Origin of the sequence: Corynebacterium evansiae, assembly GCF_027570065.1 — a bacterium.
GTDB lineage: Bacteria > Actinomycetota > Actinomycetes > Mycobacteriales > Mycobacteriaceae > Corynebacterium > Corynebacterium evansiae.
Window position 1 is genome coordinate 101465 of sequence record NZ_JAKMUT010000002.1, and the last position, 19790, is coordinate 121254.

Consider the following 19790-nt stretch of genomic DNA (forward strand, 5'->3'; position numbering starts at 1 on the left):
GGTTTAACTTTCCTTCTTGGGGGAAGGGTCAATGGTTCTAAGCGGAATATAGGTGGTGCAGACACCGTTGCCGTCGGCGATTGTCGCCAAAGGTTGGGTGTGCTGTCCCAGCAGCTCTGCAACCACCCGGTGCTCCGCCGCGCACAGTTCTGGGAACTCGTGAGCGACATCTTGGATCGGGCAGTGATGACGGCAAATCTGTACGCCACCGCCTGCGTGGCCGACAGTGGCAGCGTAGCCCCTCTCGGTCAATGCGTCGGCAATGGCCTGGGCCTTGGCGGCTACGTCTGCGTCGGAGTCGGAGACGTCCTGCAGCAGATCGTTGATGCGCTGAGCGGCGAAGTCCTCCACCGCTTCCTCGCCTCCTGCAGAGCGAAGAGCACGCAGAGCCAGCAAGGCGAGCGTGTCGTAATCATGTCCAAACTCCGCCCGGCCTTCGTCGGTCAGCCTGAAGAGCTTGGCGGGCCGTCCACGTTGCCCGGAACGAGGTGCCTCGACGACCTCGGCGAGGCCGTCGGAGACGATGTTGTCTAAGTGACGCCGAACGCCGGCGGCGCTTAGCCCAAATGCCTCGCTAATGTCCGATGCGCTCACCGGACCGTGGCGCAGCACGTGCAGAAGAATGCGGTGCCGCGTGTCGTGCTCTGGAGTGGGCTGGGTTGCCCGCTCCTCAGATGTCCGTGCCACGCTAGTACCTCCTTTAGCTTCTGTTCGAGTGCGCCTGTGCAACTTAAAGTTGTGCCTACATGATTAGACAACAAAAGTGTGTCGTAAATATTCCCGCTTGTCTACTAAGGTAACCCTGCCTAACTCGCGGCCATCCTTGGAGCTATCTCTGTGGCGCTGGTCACGGCCATGGCTGAAGAAGATTGCTTGCGACATTCGGTAGTATCTGCACCTATGACTACCCCCACCTCAGCCACCCCGAGAGCCACCCCGAGCTCGTCTCGGGGGTCGCGTCTCTTGGCGCCCTGGCGGAGGTTCCAGGAGCAATTGCCCCACCTGGGTCTGGCGGGGTCGCGATCGGCACAGCTGCACTCGGAATCCGAGGGCGACAATGTGCCGGAAAGCTCCCTGCAGCTCCAGCCCCTGAGTCGCGCGCTTTCCATGCGGCTTTACGCTGCGGTATTCCTGGGAGCCCTCGGCACCATGCTGATCACGGTCGGCGGCCTGGGCGCCGGTGCGTTCCCCGTGATCCACAACCCCTATTGGGACTTCCCCGGCGTGAACACGCTGGCGCGGATGCTGCACTCCACCACCGTTTTGGTCTTCGTTGGCATCGGCTTCTTGGTCTACGGCTGGTTGCTTCTGTCTACCTTTGCTGTCTCCGCGCCCGGCAGGCCCAACCACCCTATCCCGGTGCGAACTTATTGGCGCACATTCTTCGTGTGGGTCACCCCGCTCATGGTCACTCCGCCACTGTTTACCCAGGACATCTACTCCTACCTGGCGCAGGGAGCGATCGCCGCGAAGGGCTGGGACCCCTACAGCGCCGGCCCCGTAGACCTGCTGGGTATCGACGACCCCCTGGCCCGTTCCGTGCCCCTGATGTGGGCGCACTCCCCTGCACCCTATGGGCCGGTGGCGCTGGGTTATGGCGAGGTTATTTCCATGCTGACTGACAACTCCATCATCCTGGGCATCGTGCTGCACCGGTTGGTGGCCATCCTGGGGCTGGCCTTAAGCGGCTGGGCTCTCGTACGTCTTGCACGGCGCTGTGGCGTGTCGAGTGGAGCTGCCTTGTGGCTGGGCGTATTGAACCCGTTGGCGATCCTGCACCTGGTCGGCGGCATTCACAACGAGGCCGCCCTGATCGGCCTTCTGCTCGCAGGCATGGAGTTGGTGCTGCGCGGCGTGGATAACGAAGAGCGCCCCCTCACCAGCCGCTGGATACTAATCATCGGCGGTTTCGGCCTGATCACAATGGCCGGCCTGGTCAAAGTCACGGCTTTCATCGGCCTGGGCTTCGCCGGTGCCGCACTCGCCCGCTGGTTCGGCGGGCGCCTGCTGGATCTCTGCTCCGCCGCGGGTGTCGCCGTAGCCGTCGCGGTCGTAACGTCCGTCGCATTCTCCCTATTCACCGGTGTCGGTTTCGGCTGGATCACCTCCCAGGGTGGCGCTGCGGAGATCATCTCCTGGATGTCGATCACCACCTCCCTTGGGCTGTCCTCCGGGGCGCTCGGTGCCCTTCTGGGGCTGGGCGATCACACCGATTCGGCGCTGATCATCTTCCGCACCCTCGGACTGCTCGTGGGTGCGTTCTGGGTGGTTCGCATGCTGTGGGCCTCCTTCCGCGGCCGTATCCACCCCGTAGGCGGGCTGGGCGTGGCCACCCTCATCCTGGTGCTTTTCTTCCCCGTCGTGCACCCCTGGTACCTTCTGTGGGCGATCCTCCCCCTTGCGGCCTGGGCGAACAGGCGCGCGTTCCACCTCACCGCCGTTATCTATTCGGTGGTGTTCAGCTTCTTCATCCTCCCCCGCGGACTTTCCCTGCCAACCTCCACGGTGATCTACATCTATGCGATAAGTCTCGTGTTCTTCCTGGTAGCGCTGGTGGCTCTGCGGGCTATGGCGGCCCACAACGCAGATCTGGCCGAGGCCCTGTCGTTTCGCTCCGATAAACTCCGGCGGGCAGTAGCCGCTGCTACGTAAAACGCTGCCAGGGGGCTAGACTTTCACATCATGACCACAAGACCTGAAACCCAGGCAACCCAAGCAGCCCCAGCACGGGCGAGCTCTCCCGTGCTTCAGCTCCGCGACGTAGTCAAGACCTACGGCGAGCGCCGCGCCGTCGACGGGCTGAGCCTCGAGTTGTCCGCCGGCCAGGTGCTCGCTCTCCTCGGCCCGAACGGCGCTGGCAAGACCACGACCGTCGAAATGTGCGAGGGCTTCATCCGTCCCACCGAGGGCACCATCCGCGTGTTCGGCAAGGATCCGGCCGTCGAGTCGGACGAGGTGCGCAGTCGCATCGGGGTAATGCTGCAAGGTGGCGGCGCGTACCCCGGAATCCGCGTGGGCGAGATGTTACGGCTGGTGGCGTCATACTCGAAAAACCCCTTGGATCCCGACTGGCTGCTCGAGACCGTCGGGCTGACCGGCCACGAAAAGACTCCCTACCGGCGCCTATCGGGTGGCCAACAGCAGCGCCTGAGCCTGGCCTGCGCGCTGGTGGGGCGCCCCGAGCTGGTGTTCCTGGACGAGCCGACCGCCGGCCTGGACGCCCAGTCCCGCCTGGCGGTGTGGGATCTGGTGGCCTCGCTGAAGCGCGACGGCGTGGCGGTGGTGCTGACCACCCACCTGATGGACGAGGCCGAGGCGCTGGCCGACCAGGTGGTCATCATTGACTCCGGTCGCGTGGTCGCTTCTGGCACGCCCGAGGAGATGATGTCGAGCCGCGACCCGAACTCCACCGGTGCGTGGCTTGCGGTGCAGGTTGATTCCGACGCCGCACTCCCCGATGTCTCCGCGGCCATTGCCAAGCGCGCGGAGGTGCCGGTGACGGTGGACGAGCTGCGCCCCCGCCACTTCAGGATCGAGGCTGAGGAGCTGAGCCCGCAGTTGGTTGCAGCGGTGGCCGAGGCTTTCGCCGATGAGTCCGTGATGATCAGCCAGCTCGAGGTCAACAGGCAGTCGCTGGAGGACGTCTTCCTCTCTATCACCGGAAAGGACATCCGCTCATGAGTACCACCAGCCGCTTCGAGCCAGGGCTCTTTGCCCCCGCACCTCAGCAGGCGAAGTCCGGCGACATCGTAAAGGCCCAGGCCAAGATCGAATCGCTGTTGTTCTTGCGCCACGGGGAGCAGCAATTGCTCTCTATGGTCATCCCGTTGGGGCTGCTTATTGGTCTGACGCTTGTTCCCGGCGATGACGCATCCCACGCAGTCAGCCGCATCTTCCCCATGGCTTTGGCGATTGCGCTGATGGGTGCGGGCTTTACGGGCCAGGCCATCGCGGTGGCCTTCGACCGCCGCTATGGGGCGTTGAAGCGCATCGGTGCGGCGGGTGTGCCCACCTGGGCGCTGATCGCGGGCAAGGTTGTCGCAGTGTGCATCGTGGTGCTGCTGCAGGTGTTGGTGCTATCCATCGCCTCATTCGCGCTGGGATGGCGCCCGGACATCGTGGGGTTGCCTGCGGCCCTGGTGACGGCGGTACTGGGGGTTGCGGCCTTCACCAGCCTGGGGCTGCTGCTGGGCGGCACCCTGAGCTCGGAGCTGGTGCTGGCGCTGGGCAACACGATCTGGTTCGTTTTGCTAGGTGCGGCTGTGTTCGCCACCATGGCAACCCCGGCCGGTGAAAACGTCAGTGCTTTCCTCATGGCCGTGCCCTCGGTGGCGCTAATGGAAGGCTTCCACACCGCAGTGGTTGCCGGTGGATTCAACTGGTTGGCGCTGCTGAGCCTGGCCGTGTGGGCCGTGATCGGCTCGGTCCTCGCGCTAAAGCTTTTCCGCTTCACCATGGAGAGCGACTAACGCAAGGACGGCTAGCGGCAATTAGCCCCGCCACGTGGGCTTCCGATAGTCTTAAAGGCGTGCTTGAGACTATGAAACAACGCGCCGCGGAGGAGAGCAATCCCTTCGTCAGAGCGCTGCTGAAGCTGTACGCCTTTGCACATGCAGTCGACCGCAGGTTTGGCTTCCCTCGGCCCGTTACCGCCCCGACTATCCGGCGCCAGCGGCTCTTCGCCATCATCCTGTTGGCCTGCCAGACGGGAATTACCTTCACCGGTTCTTTGGTGCGCGTTACGGGCTCCGGTTTGGGCTGCGACACGTGGCCGCAGTGCCACCCGGGCTCCCTGTTCCCGGTTGCTGGCTCCGCGCCGTGGATTCACCAATTGATTGAGTTCGGTAACCGCACCCTGACCTTTGTGCTGATCATCGCCGCCCTGGTGTGCTTCATTTCCGTGGTGCGCGCCGCGCGCCGCTCTACGATTCTCCACCTGGCCTTCATCCAGGGCATCGGCATTATCGTCCAGGCCGTTCTGGGTGGCATCACCGTGCACATGGATTTGATGTGGTGGACCGTTGCCCTGCACTTCCTGCCCAGCATGCTGCTGGTCTTCCTGGCCGCGAAGCTGGTGGTGCGCATCGGTGAGCCCGACGATGGCGAGATGCAACCCCTGATGCCACGTCCCCTGCGCATTCTCACCGACGGATCCGCGCTGAGCCTGGCGATCGTCCTGATTACCGGCACCCTGGTGACCGGTGCCGGTCCGCACGCGGGCGACGAGGCGATTCTTCCGGAGCACCGTCTGCAGGTTCCGCTGATTGACATGGCGCACATCCACGCTGGCTTCATGTACCTCTACCTGGGCCTGACCGTTGGCTTGCTGGCAGGCGTGTTCGCACTGAACCTGGAGCACCGCATAAAAATGGCCTCCTACTGGGTGATCGCCGCGATCATTCTGCAGGCCATCGTCGGCATCATGCAGTACTGGCTGGGTGTCCCCCGCTGGTCGGTGCCGATTCACGTTATCGGCTCCGGGCTTACTACCGCGGCCACCGGCTTCCTCTGGGCTCTGAAGTACCGCTACAGCGGCGGCAACGCCAGCCTGACGGGCACGACGGCCGGTGACTGCCAGCGTCAGGAGACTGTCGACGCCTAAGACGGCTAAGATGCCGAATTATGACTCAGCCGACGCGCATGCCGCGCACCACCCTGAAATTCAACTCGGGGGTGGACACTCCATTGGTGCCCGGTCGGGGCGAACACTACTACTCCACTCCTAACCCGATGCGGGATAGCAGCGGATGCTTTCAAGCCGTGAGCGCGGCGGGTCCTCCGCCGTACTCACAGGAAATGCCATTACGTATTTCTATCCTCGTGGCAGCTGGACTCGTCGGTGTTGTCTTTACAGTCATCGCCCTCATGATGCCATTCGGTAGTGCACGCGGCGCGGACTCCACGGGCGACAGTCTTAGTTTCATGAACGCCTTCTTCTTTTTTGCTGGAATCGCCTTCGTCATGGCCGTGGGCTTTCTGATCAACAGCACGCTTTCGCGGCGCAGGAGAATAGCTACTGCCTGGAAGAATGGCTGGATCGACTACTACCGGGCACCTCTCCAAGTGCTCTACCCGGATGGCTCGTTCCGGCAGATGCAGTCTTTTGAATTCGAGATGAAGGCCAGGCCCGACTGGTATCGCATGCGTTGCAATATGGCCTCATCGGCGAAAACCGCTGTCGCGAATGGTTGGAACAATAACGGATGGGCAATCGTCGGCGTAAGTCGCCTTCCTGGGCAGACGCATGCCGAACTCGACCCCGGACTCACGCACCAACAGTGCGAAGCCATATTCAACCTCGCTGAACGCTACTGGCTCAGGACGGCTTGGTGATCTTAGTCGTGATGCTAGCCGAGCACAGCCTCGGCGAGCGTCTGCCACCCCAGCACCGCGTCCACGGAGAGCGCGACGAAGAGGATAGACAGGTAGTTGTTCGATAGGAAGAACAGCTGCATCGGCTTCACCGGCGTACCATTCTTCACTCCCTGGTGCAGCATGTGAGCCTTGATGATGAACCAGCCGCCGGAAATCAGTGCGGCAGCCAGGTAGATCCAGCTAGCCGCCGGAACCAGCAGGAGCGAAGTGATCACGGTCGCCCAGGTGTAGCCCAGGATCTGGCGCGTTACCTGCAGCGGAGGCTTGACCACGGGCATCATGGGCACGCCCGCGGCCTCGTAGTCTTCGCGGTAGCGCATTCCCAGAGCCCAGGTATGCGGCGGCGTCCAAAAGAAAATAATCATGAACAAAATGAGCGCCTGAACCCACGAGGACCACCCGGCGTGGAACGCACCGCCGTTGTTATCAGTGATGACGGCCCAGCCAACAATCACCGGCATGCAGCCAGCAGCGCCGCCCCAGATGACGTTCTGCCAGGTACGGCGCTTGAGCCACTTGGTGTAGACGAAAACATAGAACCAGTTCGTCAGCACGATAAATCCGGCGGCCAGCCAGGAGTGGCACAAGAAGCCCAGCCACAGCACAGAGGCAATCAGCAGCACCCAGGCGAAGACGCGGGCCTCCCCGACGGAGACGGTCTGGCGGGCAGTCGGACGGCGACGGGTGCGGCGCATCAGCTGGTCGATGTCGTGATCGACCACGTTGTTGAACGTGTTGGCCGCGCCAGCTCCCATCCAGCCGCCGATGAGAGTCAGGAGGATAAGGCCGAAGTTCACTTCGCCGCGCGCTGCCTGCAACATCGCAGGGATCGTGGCCACCAGCAACAATTCAATGACCCTGGGTTTGGTCAGTGCTAGATATGCCTTGGCCGTCTCAGCGAATGTCTTCACCGGCTGCCTCGCCTCCACCTTCTCGAAAATTTTCCGAATCGCGTCTAACGCTACCCGAGCGCAGGGTGCAGGCCGAAACAGAGCCTGCACTCGCCCATCTACATATGGTCGTACGGGAGCTCCAAATAGTTCCCGCGGAGTGCAAAAAATTTTTGCCGCGAAAATCCGGCCTGCAACTGCGCCCACTAGCCACGGCGAACGTTTACGACCATTAGTATGTATGGGGTATTCGGCTTGATGAAGAAAGGCAACTGACAGTGACTCTCTCCCCAGAACAGCAGGCACTCACGGTGCGCAACTACCCGGCGGACTGGACGGAGACCGACACGCGCGCGGTCGACCTTGCCCGCGTACTGGCCGCAGACGCCGTGGAGAACTGCGGCTCGGGCCACCCCGGCACGGCAATGAGCCTGGCGCCGCTGGCATACACCCTGTACCAGCGCGTGCTGCGCCACGACCCGCAGGAAGTGCACTGGGTAGGCAGGGATCGCTTCGTCCTCTCGGCTGGCCACTCCTCCCTGACCCAATACATCCAGCTGTACCTGGGCGGCTTCGGCCTGGAACTGGAGGACCTGCAGGCGCTGCGCACCTGGGACTCCAAGACACCGGGCCACCCGGAGGTGCACCACACCGACGGCGTGGAGATCACCACCGGCCCGCTGGGCCAGGGCCTGGCGTCCGCGGTGGGTATGGCGATGGCTTCCCGCCGCGAGCGCGCCCTGTTCGACCCGCAGGCTCCGGCCGGCGAGTCCCCCTTCGACCACTTCATCTACGTCATCGCTTCTGACGGCGACGTGCAGGAGGGCGTGACCTCCGAGGCTTCCTCCCTGGCAGGCACCCAGCAGCTGGGCAACCTCATTGTTTTCTGGGACGACAACGGGATCTCCATCGAGGACCAGACCGAGATCGCCTTCACCGAAGATGTCTCCGCCCGCTACGCCGCCTACGGTTGGCAGACCCTCGAGGTCACCGGCGAGGATGTCGAGGGCATCCTGGACGCAGTCGAGCGCGCCAAGGCCGAGACTTCCCGCCCCACCTTCATCCGCCTGCGCAGCGTCATCGCCTACCCCGCCCCGACGAAGATGGATACCGGCGCTTCCCACGGCGCTGCCCTCGGCGCGGAGGAGATCACGGGCATCAAGCAGGCCCTGGACTTCCCGGACGAGCCGTTCCCGGTCGAGGACAACGTAATCGCCCACACCCGCGGTCTGATCGATCGTGGCGCGGAGGCGCACAAGCAGTGGCAGGTTCTTTTTGACGCCTGGGCGGAGAACAACCCGGAGAACAAGGCTCTGTTCGACCGTCTGTACTCCCGCGAACTTCCGGAGGACTTCGACGCCGAGGTTCCCAGCTGGGAGGCCGGCGAGTCCCTGGCTACCCGCAAGGCTTCGGAGGCCACCCTGCAGGCTCTGGGTAAGACCCTGCCGGAGCTGTGGGGCGGTTCCGCTGACCTGGCTGGCTCCACCAACACCATCATCAAGGGCTCCCCGAGCTTCGGCCCGGAGGCCATCAGCACCCGCAACTTCACCGCGGAACCGGGCGGCCGCAACCTGCACTTCGGTATCCGCGAACACGGCATGGTCGCCATCCTGAACGGCATCGCCCTGCACGGCCCGACGCGCCCTTATGGTGCGACGTTCCTGCAGTTCTCCGACTACGCCCGCGGTGCGGTGCGCCTGGGCGCACTGATGAAGTCGGATGTTTACCACGTGTGGACGCACGACTCCATCGGCCTGGGTGAGGACGGCCCCACCCACCAGCCGGTCGAGCACCTGGCCTCCCTCCGCGCCATCCCCCACCTGGCGGTTATCCGCCCGGCGGACGCTAACGAAACCGCTGCCGGCTGGGTGGCTGCCCTGCAGGCCGAGGAGTCCCCGAAGGCTCTGGTCTTGACCCGCCAGAACGTCCCCGTGTTGGAGGGAACCCAGGACAAGGCTGCCAAGGGCGTGGCTCGCGGTGCCTACGTGCTGGTCGAGGAATCGACGGACACCCCGGAGGTCATCCTGCTGGCCACCGGCTCCGAAGTACAGCTGGCCGTGGAGGCCGCCAAGGAGCTGGAGAGCCAGGGCGTGGGCACCCGCGTGGTTTCCATGCCGGTCATGGAGTGGTTCCTCGAGCAGGATGCCGAGTACCAGGAGCAGGTCCTGCCAAGCAGCGTGACGGCTCGCGTCTCCGTCGAGGCTGGCATCTCCATGCCGTGGCACCGCTTCGTCGGCCTGAACGGCCGCACGGTCTCCCTGGAGCACTACGGCGCTTCGGCGGACTACCAGACGCTCTACCGCGAGTTCGGCATCACTTCCGAGGCAGTCGTCGCCGCTGCGCACGACTCCATCGCGGCGAACAAGTAAACCCCACAACCCCACCCCCACCCCCACAGCAAGGACTGATTCCTTATATGAGCACCCCCGCCAACATCGACGCACTTGCACAAGCCGGCACCTCTGTGTGGCTGGACGACCTGTCCCGCGACCGCCTGCGCACCGGCAACCTCGCCGAGGTCATTGAGAACAAGGGCGTGGTCGGCGTGACCACGAACCCGGCCATCTTCGCCAACGCGATGTCCCAGGGCACGGCTTACGACGAACAGCTCCGCGAGCTCGCCGCCGCTGGCACCCCGGCCGACAGCGCGGTGTTCGAGATGGCGGCGGACGACGTGGCGGCCGCCTGCGACGTCTTCCTGCCCATCTACGAGAAGACCGATGGGGTGGATGGCCGAGTCTCCCTCGAGGTGGATCCGCGCCTGGCCAACGAGCGCGAGGCCACCGTCACCCAGGCCAAGGAGCTGGCTGCGAAGGTGGGGCGCGAGAACCTGATGATCAAGATCCCCGCCACGCAGGAATGCCTGCCCGCCATCACCGACGTGCTGGCCGAGGGCATCAGCGTGAACGTGACCCTGATCTTCTCCGTCAGCCGCTACATCCAGGTGATGGAGGCATTCATCGCCGGTATTGCCCGCGCCGCCGAAGCCGGCAAGGACCTCACCAAGATCCACTCCGTGGCCAGCTTCTTCGTCTCCCGCGTGGACACCGAAATCGACAAGCGCCTGGATGGCATCGGCACCGACGAGGCCAAGCAGATCAAGGGCAAGGCCGGCGTGGCCAACGCGCAGCTGGCCTACGCCGCCTTCGAGGAGCGCCTGCTCAACAACCCCGACTGGACCGCGCTTGCCGATAAGGGAGCGCACGTTCAGCGACCACTGTGGGCGTCCACCTCAGTAAAGAACCCCGAGTACCCAGACACCCTGTACGTGACCGAGCTGGCCGGACCGCGCACCGTGAACACGATGCCGGAGAACACTTTGGACGCAACGATCGACCACGGCGAGATCCGTGGCGATTCGCTCAGCGGCACGGCGGAGGATGCACGCGAAGTGTTCGCTCGCCTGGACGCGGTGGGCGTAAACCTGGCCGAGGTGTGGGCCGTGCTGGAGGACGAGGGCGTGGAGAAGTTCGTGGCCTCCTGGAACGAGCTGCTGGGCACTCTCTCCGCGCAGCTAGAAGCCAAGTAGCTCAGCGAGCGCAGCACCCACCCCTACCAACTAAAGAAAAGACTAAAGAAAATAGGACTTTAGACAAGTGCAACTTCCCTTTTCCGCCGAGGAATGGCGCAACCCGTTGCGCGACGAACTGGATAAGCGCCTGCCGCGCATCGCCGGCCCCTGCGGCCTGGTGATCTTCGGCGTGACCGGCGACCTGGCGCGCAAGAAGCTGCTGCCCGCCGTCTACGACCTGGCGAACCGCGGCCTGCTGCCACCCGGCTTCAGCCTGATCGGCTACGGCCGCCGCGACTGGTCGAAGGAGCAGTTCGAGGAGCAAGTCCTGGAGTGCGTCAAGGATCGCGCGCGCACCCCGTGGCGCCAGAACGTCTGGGATCGCCTCGCCGAAGGCATCTTCTTCGTCACCGGTGACTTCACCACCGATTCTGCTTTTGACGCCCTCGCGGAGAAGACCCGGGAGATCGACAACGCGCGCGGTACCGCTGGCAACTGGGCTTATTACCTGTCCGTCCCGCCGGACCACTTCCCCAGCGTGTGTCACCAACTCGAGCGCTCGGGGCTGGCCAAGCCGGATCCAGAGCTGGGAGAGCTGCACAACGGCTGGCGCCGCGTGGTCATCGAGAAGCCCTTCGGTCACGACGAGCAGTCGGCCCACGAGCTCAATGAGATCGTGAACAGCGTGTTCCCGGAATCCAGTGTGTTCCGCATCGACCACTACCTGGGCAAGGAGACGGTGCAGAACATCCTGGCGCTGCGCTTCGCCAACCAGCTGTTCGACCCGATGTTCAACGCGCACTACGTGGACCACGTGCAGATCACCATGGCCGAGGACATCGGCCTGGGCGGACGCGCTGGCTACTACGACGGCATCGGTGCGGCCCGCGACGTGATCCAGAACCACCTGCTGCAGCTGCTGGCGCTGATCGCCATGGAGGAGCCGGTGACGTTCAACCCGGAGGAGCTGCAGGCAGAAAAGGTGAAGGTGCTGCGCGCGACCACCCCGGTCGGGCCTTTCGCACAAACCACGGCCCGCGGGCAGTACACCTCTGGCTGGCAGGGCTCGATCCCGGTCAAGGGGCTGCGCCAAGAGGACGGCTTCGACCCGGAGTCCACCACGGAGACCTACGCTGCGGCGACCTTCGAGATCTCCTCCCGCCGCTGGGCCGGGGTGCCGTTCTACCTGCGCACCGGCAAGCGCCTGGGGCGCCGCGTGACGGAGATCGCCATCGTGTTCAAGGAGGCTCCGCACCTGCCGTTCGGCCCGGGCCAGACCACGGCCCAGGGCAACAACATGCTGGTCATCCGCGTGCAGCCCGAGGAGGGCGTGCTGGTGCGCTTCGGCTCCAAGGTGCCGGGCTCGGCCATGGAAGTTCGCGACGTGAACATGGACTTCAGCTACTCCGAGTCCTTCACCGAGGAATCCCCCGAGGCCTACGAGCGACTGATCCTGGATGCCCTGCTGGACGAGGCGAGCCTGTTCCCCACCAACGAGGAAGTGGAGCTCTCCTGGAAGATCCTGGATCCGATCCTGGAGCACTGGGCCCTCCACGGGCGCCCGGAAGACTACCCCGCCGGCACGTGGGGGCCGAAGGGTGCCGAAGAGATCCTGTCCCGGTCCGGGCGGCAGTGGCGTCGCCCCTAAAACCTTTTTCGTTCCCCCACCTACCCCTCCGACCGCGCGAGGAGCGCTCACTAAACGCCCATGATCATCGACCTTCCGAACACCAAGACCAAAGACATCGAGCGGCGCATCCGCGCGCTGCGTGAGGAACGCGGCGACGTCACGAGCGGGCGCGTGCTCACCCTCATCGTCGTCACCAGTGAGGATGACGATCTCGACCGCATCATCAGCTCCACCCACGACGCTTCCCGCGAGCACCCCGCCCGCGTGATCGTGCTGGTCACGCACCGCAGCGAGGAGTCTTTGCTGGACGCGCAGCTGCGCATTGGTGGCGATGCCGGGGCCTCCGAGATCATCATCATGCACCTGCACGGCGAGCTGTCCGCCAACCGCTCCTCCGTCGTGACTCCCCTGCTGCTGCCCGATACCCCGATCGTGGCCTGGTGGCCTGGCACTGGCCCGCGCAACCCGGCCTCCGACCCTATCGGCGCGCTGGCGACCCGCCGTATCACCGACTCGCTGACGGACGAGGACGAGGATGCCCTCTACCGCCGCCGCATGACGTACACTCGCGGAGATTCGGACATGGTGTGGAGCCGCATCACACTGTGGCGCGGTCTGCTAGCCTCCGCGCTGGATCAGCCGCCGCACCACCCGATCGTGTCCGCCGAGGTGTGGGGGCCGAAGCACGACCCGTCCGTGGACATCGCCGCCGGCTGGCTGGCGGAGCGCCTGGATGTGCCTTTGACCAGGCACGTTACGGTCGATGGTCGCTATGGCGAGGACGCGGAAGGCAATCGCCTGATCTCTATCGAGAAGGCGGTGCTGTACCGCCAGGTGGGAGCCATTGAGGTTGAGGTTGTTGACGCCAACACGGTTTCGCTGACCGTCGGCGATCAGAAGTCCATGGTCACCCTCGGCAGGCGTGCACTGGCCGATTGCCTGGCCGAAGAGCTGCGCCACCTGGACCCGGACTACGCCTTCGGGCATGCCCTCCGCGGCCTGGTGCGCGTGAACCGTCCGGACCGCGGTCCCCGCACTTCCCAGTATCGTGGCGTGCAAACCCCTGGGCCGCAGGAGGACAAGCTGGACCGCTGGACCTCCCGCGATGCCCGCGAAACCTATAACACTTTTGATGGTCAGGAGTCTCTACGATGAAGCCCACGCAGAATAGCCGTCGCGCTGCCGTTGTCAGCGACAAAACCGGGGTGGAGCTGCGCCCCCGCGACAACAAGCAGGACCTGGCAACCGCCGCGGCCCGTGAGTTCATCAACACGGTGGCGGAATTGCAGCGTACCGGGGATACCGTGACGGGCGACGGCATCGTCCGCGTGGTGCTGACCGGAGGCGGCGCAGGCATCGCCACCCTGGCGGAGATCGCCGCCCTGGACCACGCAGCGCAGCAGACGGCGGAGGACTTCCCCGTCACCGCGATTGACTGGTCCCAGGTGTATGTCTTCTTCGGCGACGAGCGTTTCCTGGCCGCCGGTGACCCGGAGCGAAACGACAAGCAGGCCTTCGATGTCCTGCTGCGCCACGTGAACATCTCCTCGCTAAACGTGTTCCGTGTTCCGGCCCTGGCCGCCGGCGAGGAGCCCGACGGCCCGGCGCTGGACGCCGCCGCGGAGTTCTACGGCAAGACGGTGGACCAGGTGGCTCCCGAGGGCTTCGACATTCACCTGCTGGGAATGGGGCCGGAAGGGCATATCAACTCGCTGTTCCCGCACACCGACGCGCTACTGCATGCCGAGGGGCCGGTGGTTGCGGTGCGCGAGTGCCCGAAGCCTCCAGCGGAGCGCATTAGCCTGACCATGCAGGCGGTGAACCGCTCCCGGCAGGTGTGGCTGCTGGTCAGCGGCGAGGAAAAGAAAGAAGCTGCGGGTCAGGTGTTTAACGGCGGCAATGGCGCCGAATGGCCCGCAGCTTTGGCCTCCGGTACGAAGGCGACGCTGCTGTGGGTTGACGAAGCCGCCAACCCGCTGCTTTAAGTTGTGTAAGCGGTCTGGCTTTTAGGCCAGGCCGTAGTGCAGAACCAGGTTCAGGCCGATCAGGGCGAGCAGCCAGATCACTGCGGTGCCCACGGTCAGGCGATCCAGGTTCTTCTCCGCCACGGTGGAACCGGACAGGTTGGACTGCATGCCGCCACCGAACAGGCTGGACAGGCCGCCGCCCTTACCCTTGTGCAGCAACACGGAAAGGCCCATCAGCAAGCTGGTGACAACCAGGATGATCTGCAGCGTTAGGATCAATGCCCTACCCTCAACTCTTCTGTAGAAATCGACTAACTAAAACTTTCAATTAACACCACGAATTTACCCGCTGTAGCCCCCGCGTGACAACCTGCCACGCGGGGTGTGGCGTTCTAACCCGAGTTCCGCAGCGCGGTGGCCAGACCGTTCATCGTCAGCTGGATGCCGGAGCGCACACTATCGGAATCGTCGCCAGCGCGGAAGCGGCGCAGCAGCTCCACCTGCAGCAGGTTCAGCGGCACCAGGTACGGGAAGCGGTTGCGCACGGAGCTGACCAGCTCCGGGTTGTCCGCCAGCAGGGTTTCCCGCTCGGTGATCTGCAAGAACATCTCAACGGTAAGCTTGTACTCCTCGACGATCACGCCGAAGATCCGCTCCGCCGCCTCCCTATCGCCCACCAGCTCGGAGTACAGCTGCGCGATGGAAAGGTCCGCCTTCGACATCACCTGGGCCATATTAGAAAGCACCGAGTCGAAGAAAGGCCAGCGCCTGTGGAGCTCCCGCAGGTAGTTGAGGCGCGAGGTGGCGTCACCAGAAACAGAAGAACCATCCTCGATCCAGCGCTTCAGGGCGCTGCCCACACCGAACCAACCGGGCAGCATCACGCGCGACTGCGACCAGCTGAGCACCCACGGGATGGCGCGCAGATCCGAGACCGCGGTGGTCTGCTTGCGCGAGGAGGGGCGGGAGCCGATGTTCAGGCTGCCGATCTCCGCCAGCGGCGTGGAGGTGGTGAAGTACTCGATGAAACCCGGATCCTCGTGCATCAGCGCGGAGTAGGCTTTCCTAGACTCCTCCGCGATCTGCCGCATGGTCTCGAAGGCGACGTCCGGGTCGTCGAGGTCGTCGACGGGCAGCAGGCTGGCCTCCAAGGTCGCGGCAACGAGAGCCTCCAGGTTGCGGGAGGCGTTGGCGGGGTCGCCGTACTTGGCGGAGATGATCTCGCCCTGCTCGGTGATGCGCACCGCACCCTGCACCGCGCCCTTCGGCTGCGCCAGGATCGCGTCGTAGGAAGGACCGCCGCCGCGGCCGACGGTGCCGCCACGCCCGTGGAACAGGCGCAGGAACAGCCCGGCCTCGCGGGAGGCTTCGACCAGCGCCAACTCCGCGTCGTAGAGCGCCCAGTTGGCGGCGAAGTAACCCCCGTCCTTGTTGGAATCGGAATAGCCCAGCATGATCTCCTGGATATCTCCGCGCCCGGCTACGTAGTTGCGGTACAGCGGCAACTGCCAGAGCTGGCGCATGATGTCCGCACCACCAGCGAGGTCGTCGATGGTTTCGAAAAGCGGGATGATGTCCACGGATCCCTGCGGGTGCTCGCCGTTCGCCTGGATCAGCCCGACTTCCTTGAGCAGGATCATCGGCTCGATCACGTCGGAGACGGACGAGGCCATCGAGATGATGCAGTGCGGCACCACCTCCGCGCCGAACTTCTTGGCAGCCTTCGCGGCCGCGCGGAAGATGCCGAGCTCGCGGGCGGTCTCTTCAGACCATTCGGCCTCCGGGTCGGAAAGCGGTCGCGGGCTGGCCAGCTCTGTCAGCAGCAGCTCCACCTTCACGTCCTCGTCCAACTCGGCATAGTTCTCCGCCACGCCCGCGCGGGCGAAGACTTCCGTCAGCACGTTCTCGAAGCTCTCGGAGTTCTGGCGCAGGTCCAGCGAGTACAGGTTGAAGCCGAAGGTCTCCACGGCTTCCCGCAGATCCGCCAGGGTGTGATCGGCCAGCAGGTCGTCCATGGAATGGCGCAGGGCCTGATCCACCGTGTCGATGTCCGCCAGCAGTTCCGTCGGGTTGGCATAGGGCTCGTGGCCCTTGTGGATGCCTCCGGAGACCACCGGCTCTCCCAGGGTGTGCTTGGCCGTGGCCGCCACGCGCCCACGCATACCGTGGAGGGCACGGCGGAACGGCTCGTCCACGCGGGAGGGCACATCGTTGCGCCCACGGTCCGCCAGCTGCTCCAGCGCTTCGGTCGTGTCGATGAACTTGGAGGACAGGCTGAGCTCGTGCTCCAGCGCGTAGATGGTCTTCTGGTAGTGGTCGAAGATGGTGCGCGCCGCGAAGGTCGTGGCGATGCCCACCGTTTCCGCCGTCACGTACGGGTTGCCGTCGTGGTCACCGCCGATCCACGAGCCGGGGCGCACAACCGCGGTGCGGGGCACCGCGTCTCCGTACTGCTCCTTCATGTGCTCGTTCACGCGGCGGTTGATGGCCGGGATCTCGCTGAGCAGGCTGATGCCGTAGTAGCGCAGCCCCACCTTGATTTCGTCCTCGATGCGCGGACGCACGCTGCGGATCAGGGAGGTCTGCCACAACAGCGTCATTCGGCGGCGGATCACCAGCTCGATCTCGGCCAGCTGGCGGGCAGAACGTACCGAATCGGGGTTGAGCTTCAGCTCCTTGAGCACACGTGCGCGCCGCCGCATCATCTTCATGATGTCGGTCTGCACGTCAAACACGGTCCGGCGGCGGGTTTCCGTCGGGTGCGCCGTCAAAACGGGCGCAACCAGCGCGTTCGCCATCGTCTCGGCGACCTTCTCCCCCGGCACCTCGCGGTTGTGCAGCTCCTGCCAGGTGTAGGCCAGCGTGGAGCGCGGCGCGGTGTTACCGCGGTCCTCCTCGAGGTCGCGCACCCGCTCGACGTACAGGTCTTCCGCCAGGTTGGCCATCAACGCGAAGTGCGAGAACGCGCGGATGACCGGCAGTGCCTTTTCAGTCGGCAGCTTGTTGAACTGCTCGGCGAGCTCCTCGATAGGCATTTCGCCGTAACGCAGGTCGAAAGCCGCGCTGCGGGTGTTTTCGATGAGGTTGAAGGTGTAGTCGCCCTCCTGCTCGCGGATCACCTCGCCCAAGATGCGCCCCAGGTAGCGGGTATCGTCCCGCACCGTTGGGCTGATCTCGGGGTGGGCGATCTCTTCGGGAGCGACGGGAATTGCGGTGCCGCGGATCGTGTCTTTGCTCATCTCTATCGCTTCTTAAGCGGTTGCCTTAGCCGCTGCGGCGGCCAGACGGGCAAAGTCTTCGCCGTCTAGTGACGCCCCGCCGACCAGACCGCCATCGACGTCAGGCTGGCTGACCAGCTCTCCGACGGAGTCGGTCTTCACGGAACCGCCGTATAGGATGCGGATACCACCGGCAACCTCCTCGCCCGCCAGCTCCGCGACGAGCTCGCGGATGGCGTGGCAGACTTCCTGCGCGTCCTCGGCGGAGGCCACCTTGCCGGTGCCGATCGCCCAGACCGGCTCGTAGGCGATGACCGTCTTGGCCAAATCCTCCGCGGACAGGCCGGCCAGGGAGGCCTTAGTCTGCTCCTTGACGAACTCGACGTGCTCGCCCTTCTCGCGGACGTCCAGCTGCTCGCCGACGCACACGATCGGCTGCAGCTCGTTGTCCAATGCGGCGCGTGCCTTGGCGGCCACTACCTCGTCGGTCTCCCCGTGGTACTGGCGGCGCTCCGAGTGGCCGACGATGGCCCAGGTGCAGCCGAGCTTCTTCAGCATCGCGCCGGAAACCTCGCCGGTATAGGCGCCGGAGGCGTGCTGGGAGACGTCCTGGCCGCCGTAGGTGATGGCCAGCTTGTCCCCGTCCACCAGGGTCTGCACGGAGCGGATGTCGGTAAAGGGCGGGATGAAGGCCACGTCAACGGCCTCGTAGTATTCCTTCGGCAATGCGAAGACGAACTTCTGGACGACCTGCATGGCCTCCAGGTGGTTCAGGTTCATCTTCCAGTTGCCGGCAATCAGGGGCTTGCGTGCGGTCATGAAAGTCTATGCCTCTCTAGTTCTTTCTAGATCTGGTTCTTTCTAGATGGTTGCTGCGTGAGCAGCTTGTTCTTGTTGCAAACGTTAGGCTGCTTAGCTTTCCAGCACGGAAACGCCGGGCAGCTCCTTGCCCTCCAGGAACTCCAGGGAGGCGCCGCCGCCGGTGGAGATGTGAGAGAAGCCCTCCTCGTCCAGCCCCAGGGTGCGTACAGCTGCAGCAGAGTCGCCGCCGCCCACGACCGAGAATGCACCGGCAGCGGTGGCGTCAATAATCGCCTGAGCAACACCGCGCGTACCCTCAGCGAACGCAGGGAACTCGAATACGCCCATCGGGCCGTTCCAGAAGACGGTCTTGGAGTTGGAGAGGACTTCGGCGAAGGCCTTGACGGACTCCGGGCCGATGTCCAGACCCATCCAGCCCGCCGGGATGGAGTTCAGGTCGACGGTGCGGTGTTCAGCGTCCTTGTCGAAGCGCTCTGCGACCACAACGTCGGTGGGCAGCGCGATGACGTCGCCGAAGCGCTCCAGCAGATCCTTGCAGGTGTCGATCATGTCTTCCTGCAGCAGGGAGCCGCCGACCTCGTAGCCCTTGGCAGCGAGGAAGGTGAAGCACATGCCGCCGCCGATGATGAGGTTGTCCACGCGCGGGGCGAGGGCCTCGATGACGCCCAGCTTGTCAGAGACCTTGGAGCCACCCAGCACGACGGCGTAGGGCTTCTCCGGAGCTTCCGATACCTTGCGCAACACGTTCAGCTCGGCCTCCACCAGGCCGCCGGCATAGTGCGGCAGCTTCTTGGCCACGTCGTACACGGAGGCCTGCTTGCGGTGAACCACGCCGAAGCCGTCGGAGACGAAGGCACCGTTGTCGCCGGTCAGGGCTGCCAGCTCGGCGGCGAACTCGGTGCGCTCGGCCTCATCCTTGGAGGTCTCGCGGGCGTCGAAGCGGACGTTTTCCAGCAGCAGGATGTCACCGTCGTCCAGGCCGTTGGCGCGCTCGTGGGCATCCTCGCCGGTGACGTCGGTGGCCAGCGGTACCCACTGGTCCAGGCGCTCGGCGAGAGCCTCGGCGACAGGAGCCAGGGAGAACTCCTCCTTGAACTCGCCCTTCGGGCGGCCCAGGTGGGCGGAGACGACGACGCGGGCGCCGGCTTCCAGCAGAGCCTTCAGCGTCGGGACGGAGGCATCGATGCGACCCGGGTCGGTGATGTTGCCGTCGGACAGCGGGACGTTCAGGTCAGCGCGGACCAGGACGTGGCGGCCCTGTACGCCCTCGTTGATCAGATCTTGAACGGTCTTGATGGCCATGGGAAGCTCCTTAGATTTTCTGCTGGGGTTGATTCTTATGGGGTTAAAGCGGGTTTGTATGAATAAGAGAAAACG

Annotated in this window: 16 protein-coding genes; 10 read left to right on the plus strand and 6 right to left on the minus strand. The window is 64.6% G+C overall.

The features are described 5' to 3' along the window. Positions 1-3: 3 nt before the first annotated feature. Positions 4-687 (minus strand): MarR family transcriptional regulator, encoded by a 684-nt coding sequence (locus L8V00_RS02425; RefSeq protein WP_049049969.1) that lies wholly within the window; start codon positions 685-687, stop codon positions 4-6. A 213-nt stretch (positions 688-900) separates the two neighbouring features. Between L8V00_RS02425 and mptB the strand changes: the two genes are divergently transcribed. The 5 genes from mptB to L8V00_RS02450 all read left to right on the plus strand — a co-directional run bounded on the left by mptB (position 901) and on the right by L8V00_RS02450 (position 6333). Then, positions 901-2652 carry a polyprenol phosphomannose-dependent alpha 1,6 mannosyltransferase MptB gene (mptB, locus tag L8V00_RS02430; RefSeq protein ID WP_269944132.1) on the plus strand — a complete coding sequence of 584 codons (1752 nt, stop codon included), beginning with the start codon at positions 901-903 and terminating at the stop codon, positions 2650-2652. Positions 2653-2682: 30 nt separating this feature from the next. Further along, positions 2683-3681, plus strand: coding sequence for an ABC transporter ATP-binding protein (locus L8V00_RS02435; protein WP_035003903.1), 999 nt, complete (start codon positions 2683-2685; stop codon positions 3679-3681). Further along, on the plus strand, positions 3678-4469 hold the full coding sequence (locus tag L8V00_RS02440; protein ID WP_035003901.1) for an ABC transporter permease: 792 nt from the start codon (positions 3678-3680) through the stop codon (positions 4467-4469). Before L8V00_RS02435 ends, L8V00_RS02440 begins: the two co-directional genes overlap by 4 nt. A 71-nt stretch (positions 4470-4540) precedes the next feature. Beyond that, positions 4541-5602 (plus strand): COX15/CtaA family protein, encoded by a 1062-nt coding sequence (locus tag L8V00_RS02445; protein ID WP_269944133.1) that lies wholly within the window; start codon positions 4541-4543, stop codon positions 5600-5602. 20 nt (positions 5603-5622) lie between these two features. Continuing rightward, the gene (locus tag L8V00_RS02450; RefSeq protein ID WP_269944134.1) at positions 5623-6333 is read left to right on the plus strand and encodes a hypothetical protein; all 711 of its coding nucleotides are present in this window, start codon (positions 5623-5625) and stop codon (positions 6331-6333) included. A 14-nt stretch (positions 6334-6347) separates the two neighbouring features. On the opposite strand, the gene L8V00_RS02455 is transcribed toward L8V00_RS02450, so the two are convergent. Continuing rightward, positions 6348-7286 (minus strand): heme o synthase, encoded by a 939-nt coding sequence (locus tag L8V00_RS02455; protein WP_035003895.1) that lies wholly within the window; start codon positions 7284-7286, stop codon positions 6348-6350. Positions 7287-7543: 257 nt separating this feature from the next. Between L8V00_RS02455 and tkt the strand changes: the two genes are divergently transcribed. From tkt to pgl, 5 genes are all read left to right on the plus strand, one after another. After that, complete coding sequence (gene tkt / locus L8V00_RS02460; RefSeq protein ID WP_269944135.1) at positions 7544-9634, plus strand: transketolase; 2091 nt, start codon at positions 7544-7546, stop codon at positions 9632-9634. Between the two features lie 47 nt (positions 9635-9681). Further along, positions 9682-10794 (plus strand): transaldolase, encoded by a 1113-nt coding sequence (tal, locus tag L8V00_RS02465; protein ID WP_269944136.1) that lies wholly within the window; start codon positions 9682-9684, stop codon positions 10792-10794. Between the two features lie 67 nt (positions 10795-10861). Beyond that, positions 10862-12424 carry a glucose-6-phosphate dehydrogenase gene (gene zwf, locus L8V00_RS02470; protein WP_035003887.1) on the plus strand — a complete coding sequence of 521 codons (1563 nt, stop codon included), beginning with the start codon at positions 10862-10864 and terminating at the stop codon, positions 12422-12424. 60 nt (positions 12425-12484) lie between these two features. Next, on the plus strand, positions 12485-13561 hold the full coding sequence (locus L8V00_RS02475; RefSeq protein WP_035003885.1) for a glucose-6-phosphate dehydrogenase assembly protein OpcA: 1077 nt from the start codon (positions 12485-12487) through the stop codon (positions 13559-13561). Next, positions 13558-14391, plus strand: a complete 834-nt coding sequence (gene pgl, locus L8V00_RS02480; protein WP_035003883.1) for a 6-phosphogluconolactonase — start codon at positions 13558-13560, stop codon at positions 14389-14391. Before L8V00_RS02475 ends, pgl begins: the two co-directional genes overlap by 4 nt. 21 nt (positions 14392-14412) lie before the next feature. Here the strand turns inward: pgl and secG are convergent, their stop codons facing one another. The 4 genes from secG to L8V00_RS02500 form a co-directional block, all read right to left on the minus strand. Next, positions 14413-14652, minus strand: a complete 240-nt coding sequence (gene secG, locus L8V00_RS02485) for a preprotein translocase subunit SecG (RefSeq protein ID WP_035003882.1) — start codon at positions 14650-14652, stop codon at positions 14413-14415. Between the two features lie 113 nt (positions 14653-14765). Beyond that, entirely contained in the window at positions 14766-17612 is a 2847-nt protein-coding gene (ppc, locus tag L8V00_RS02490; protein WP_269944137.1) for a phosphoenolpyruvate carboxylase, read from the minus strand. A 12-nt stretch (positions 17613-17624) separates the two neighbouring features. Next, positions 17625-18410 (minus strand): triose-phosphate isomerase, encoded by a 786-nt coding sequence (gene tpiA / locus L8V00_RS02495; protein ID WP_269944138.1) that lies wholly within the window; start codon positions 18408-18410, stop codon positions 17625-17627. 93 nt (positions 18411-18503) lie between these two features. After that, positions 18504-19715 (minus strand): phosphoglycerate kinase, encoded by a 1212-nt coding sequence (locus tag L8V00_RS02500; protein ID WP_269944139.1) that lies wholly within the window; start codon positions 19713-19715, stop codon positions 18504-18506. Positions 19716-19790: the final 75 nt, after the last annotated feature.

Coding starts and splice junctions, on each gene's coding strand:
- mptB (WP_269944132.1), top strand. CDS start 901: ATGACTACCCCCACCTCAGCCACCCCGAGAGCCACCCCGAGCTCGTCT.
- L8V00_RS02435 (WP_035003903.1), top strand. CDS start 2,683: ATGACCACAAGACCTGAAACCCAGGCAACCCAAGCAGCCCCAGCACGG.
- L8V00_RS02440 (WP_035003901.1), top strand. CDS start 3,678: ATGAGTACCACCAGCCGCTTCGAGCCAGGGCTCTTTGCCCCCGCACCT.
- L8V00_RS02445 (WP_269944133.1), top strand. CDS start 4,541: ATGAAACAACGCGCCGCGGAGGAGAGCAATCCCTTCGTCAGAGCGCTG.
- L8V00_RS02450 (WP_269944134.1), top strand. CDS start 5,623: ATGACTCAGCCGACGCGCATGCCGCGCACCACCCTGAAATTCAACTCG.
- tal (WP_269944136.1), top strand. CDS start 9,682: ATGAGCACCCCCGCCAACATCGACGCACTTGCACAAGCCGGCACCTCT.
- L8V00_RS02475 (WP_035003885.1), top strand. CDS start 12,485: ATGATCATCGACCTTCCGAACACCAAGACCAAAGACATCGAGCGGCGC.
- pgl (WP_035003883.1), top strand. CDS start 13,558: ATGAAGCCCACGCAGAATAGCCGTCGCGCTGCCGTTGTCAGCGACAAA.
- ppc (WP_269944137.1), bottom strand. CDS start 17,612: ATGAGCAAAGACACGATCCGCGGCACCGCAATTCCCGTCGCTCCCGAA.
- tpiA (WP_269944138.1), bottom strand. CDS start 18,410: ATGACCGCACGCAAGCCCCTGATTGCCGGCAACTGGAAGATGAACCTG.
- L8V00_RS02500 (WP_269944139.1), bottom strand. CDS start 19,715: ATGGCCATCAAGACCGTTCAAGATCTGATCAACGAGGGCGTACAGGGC.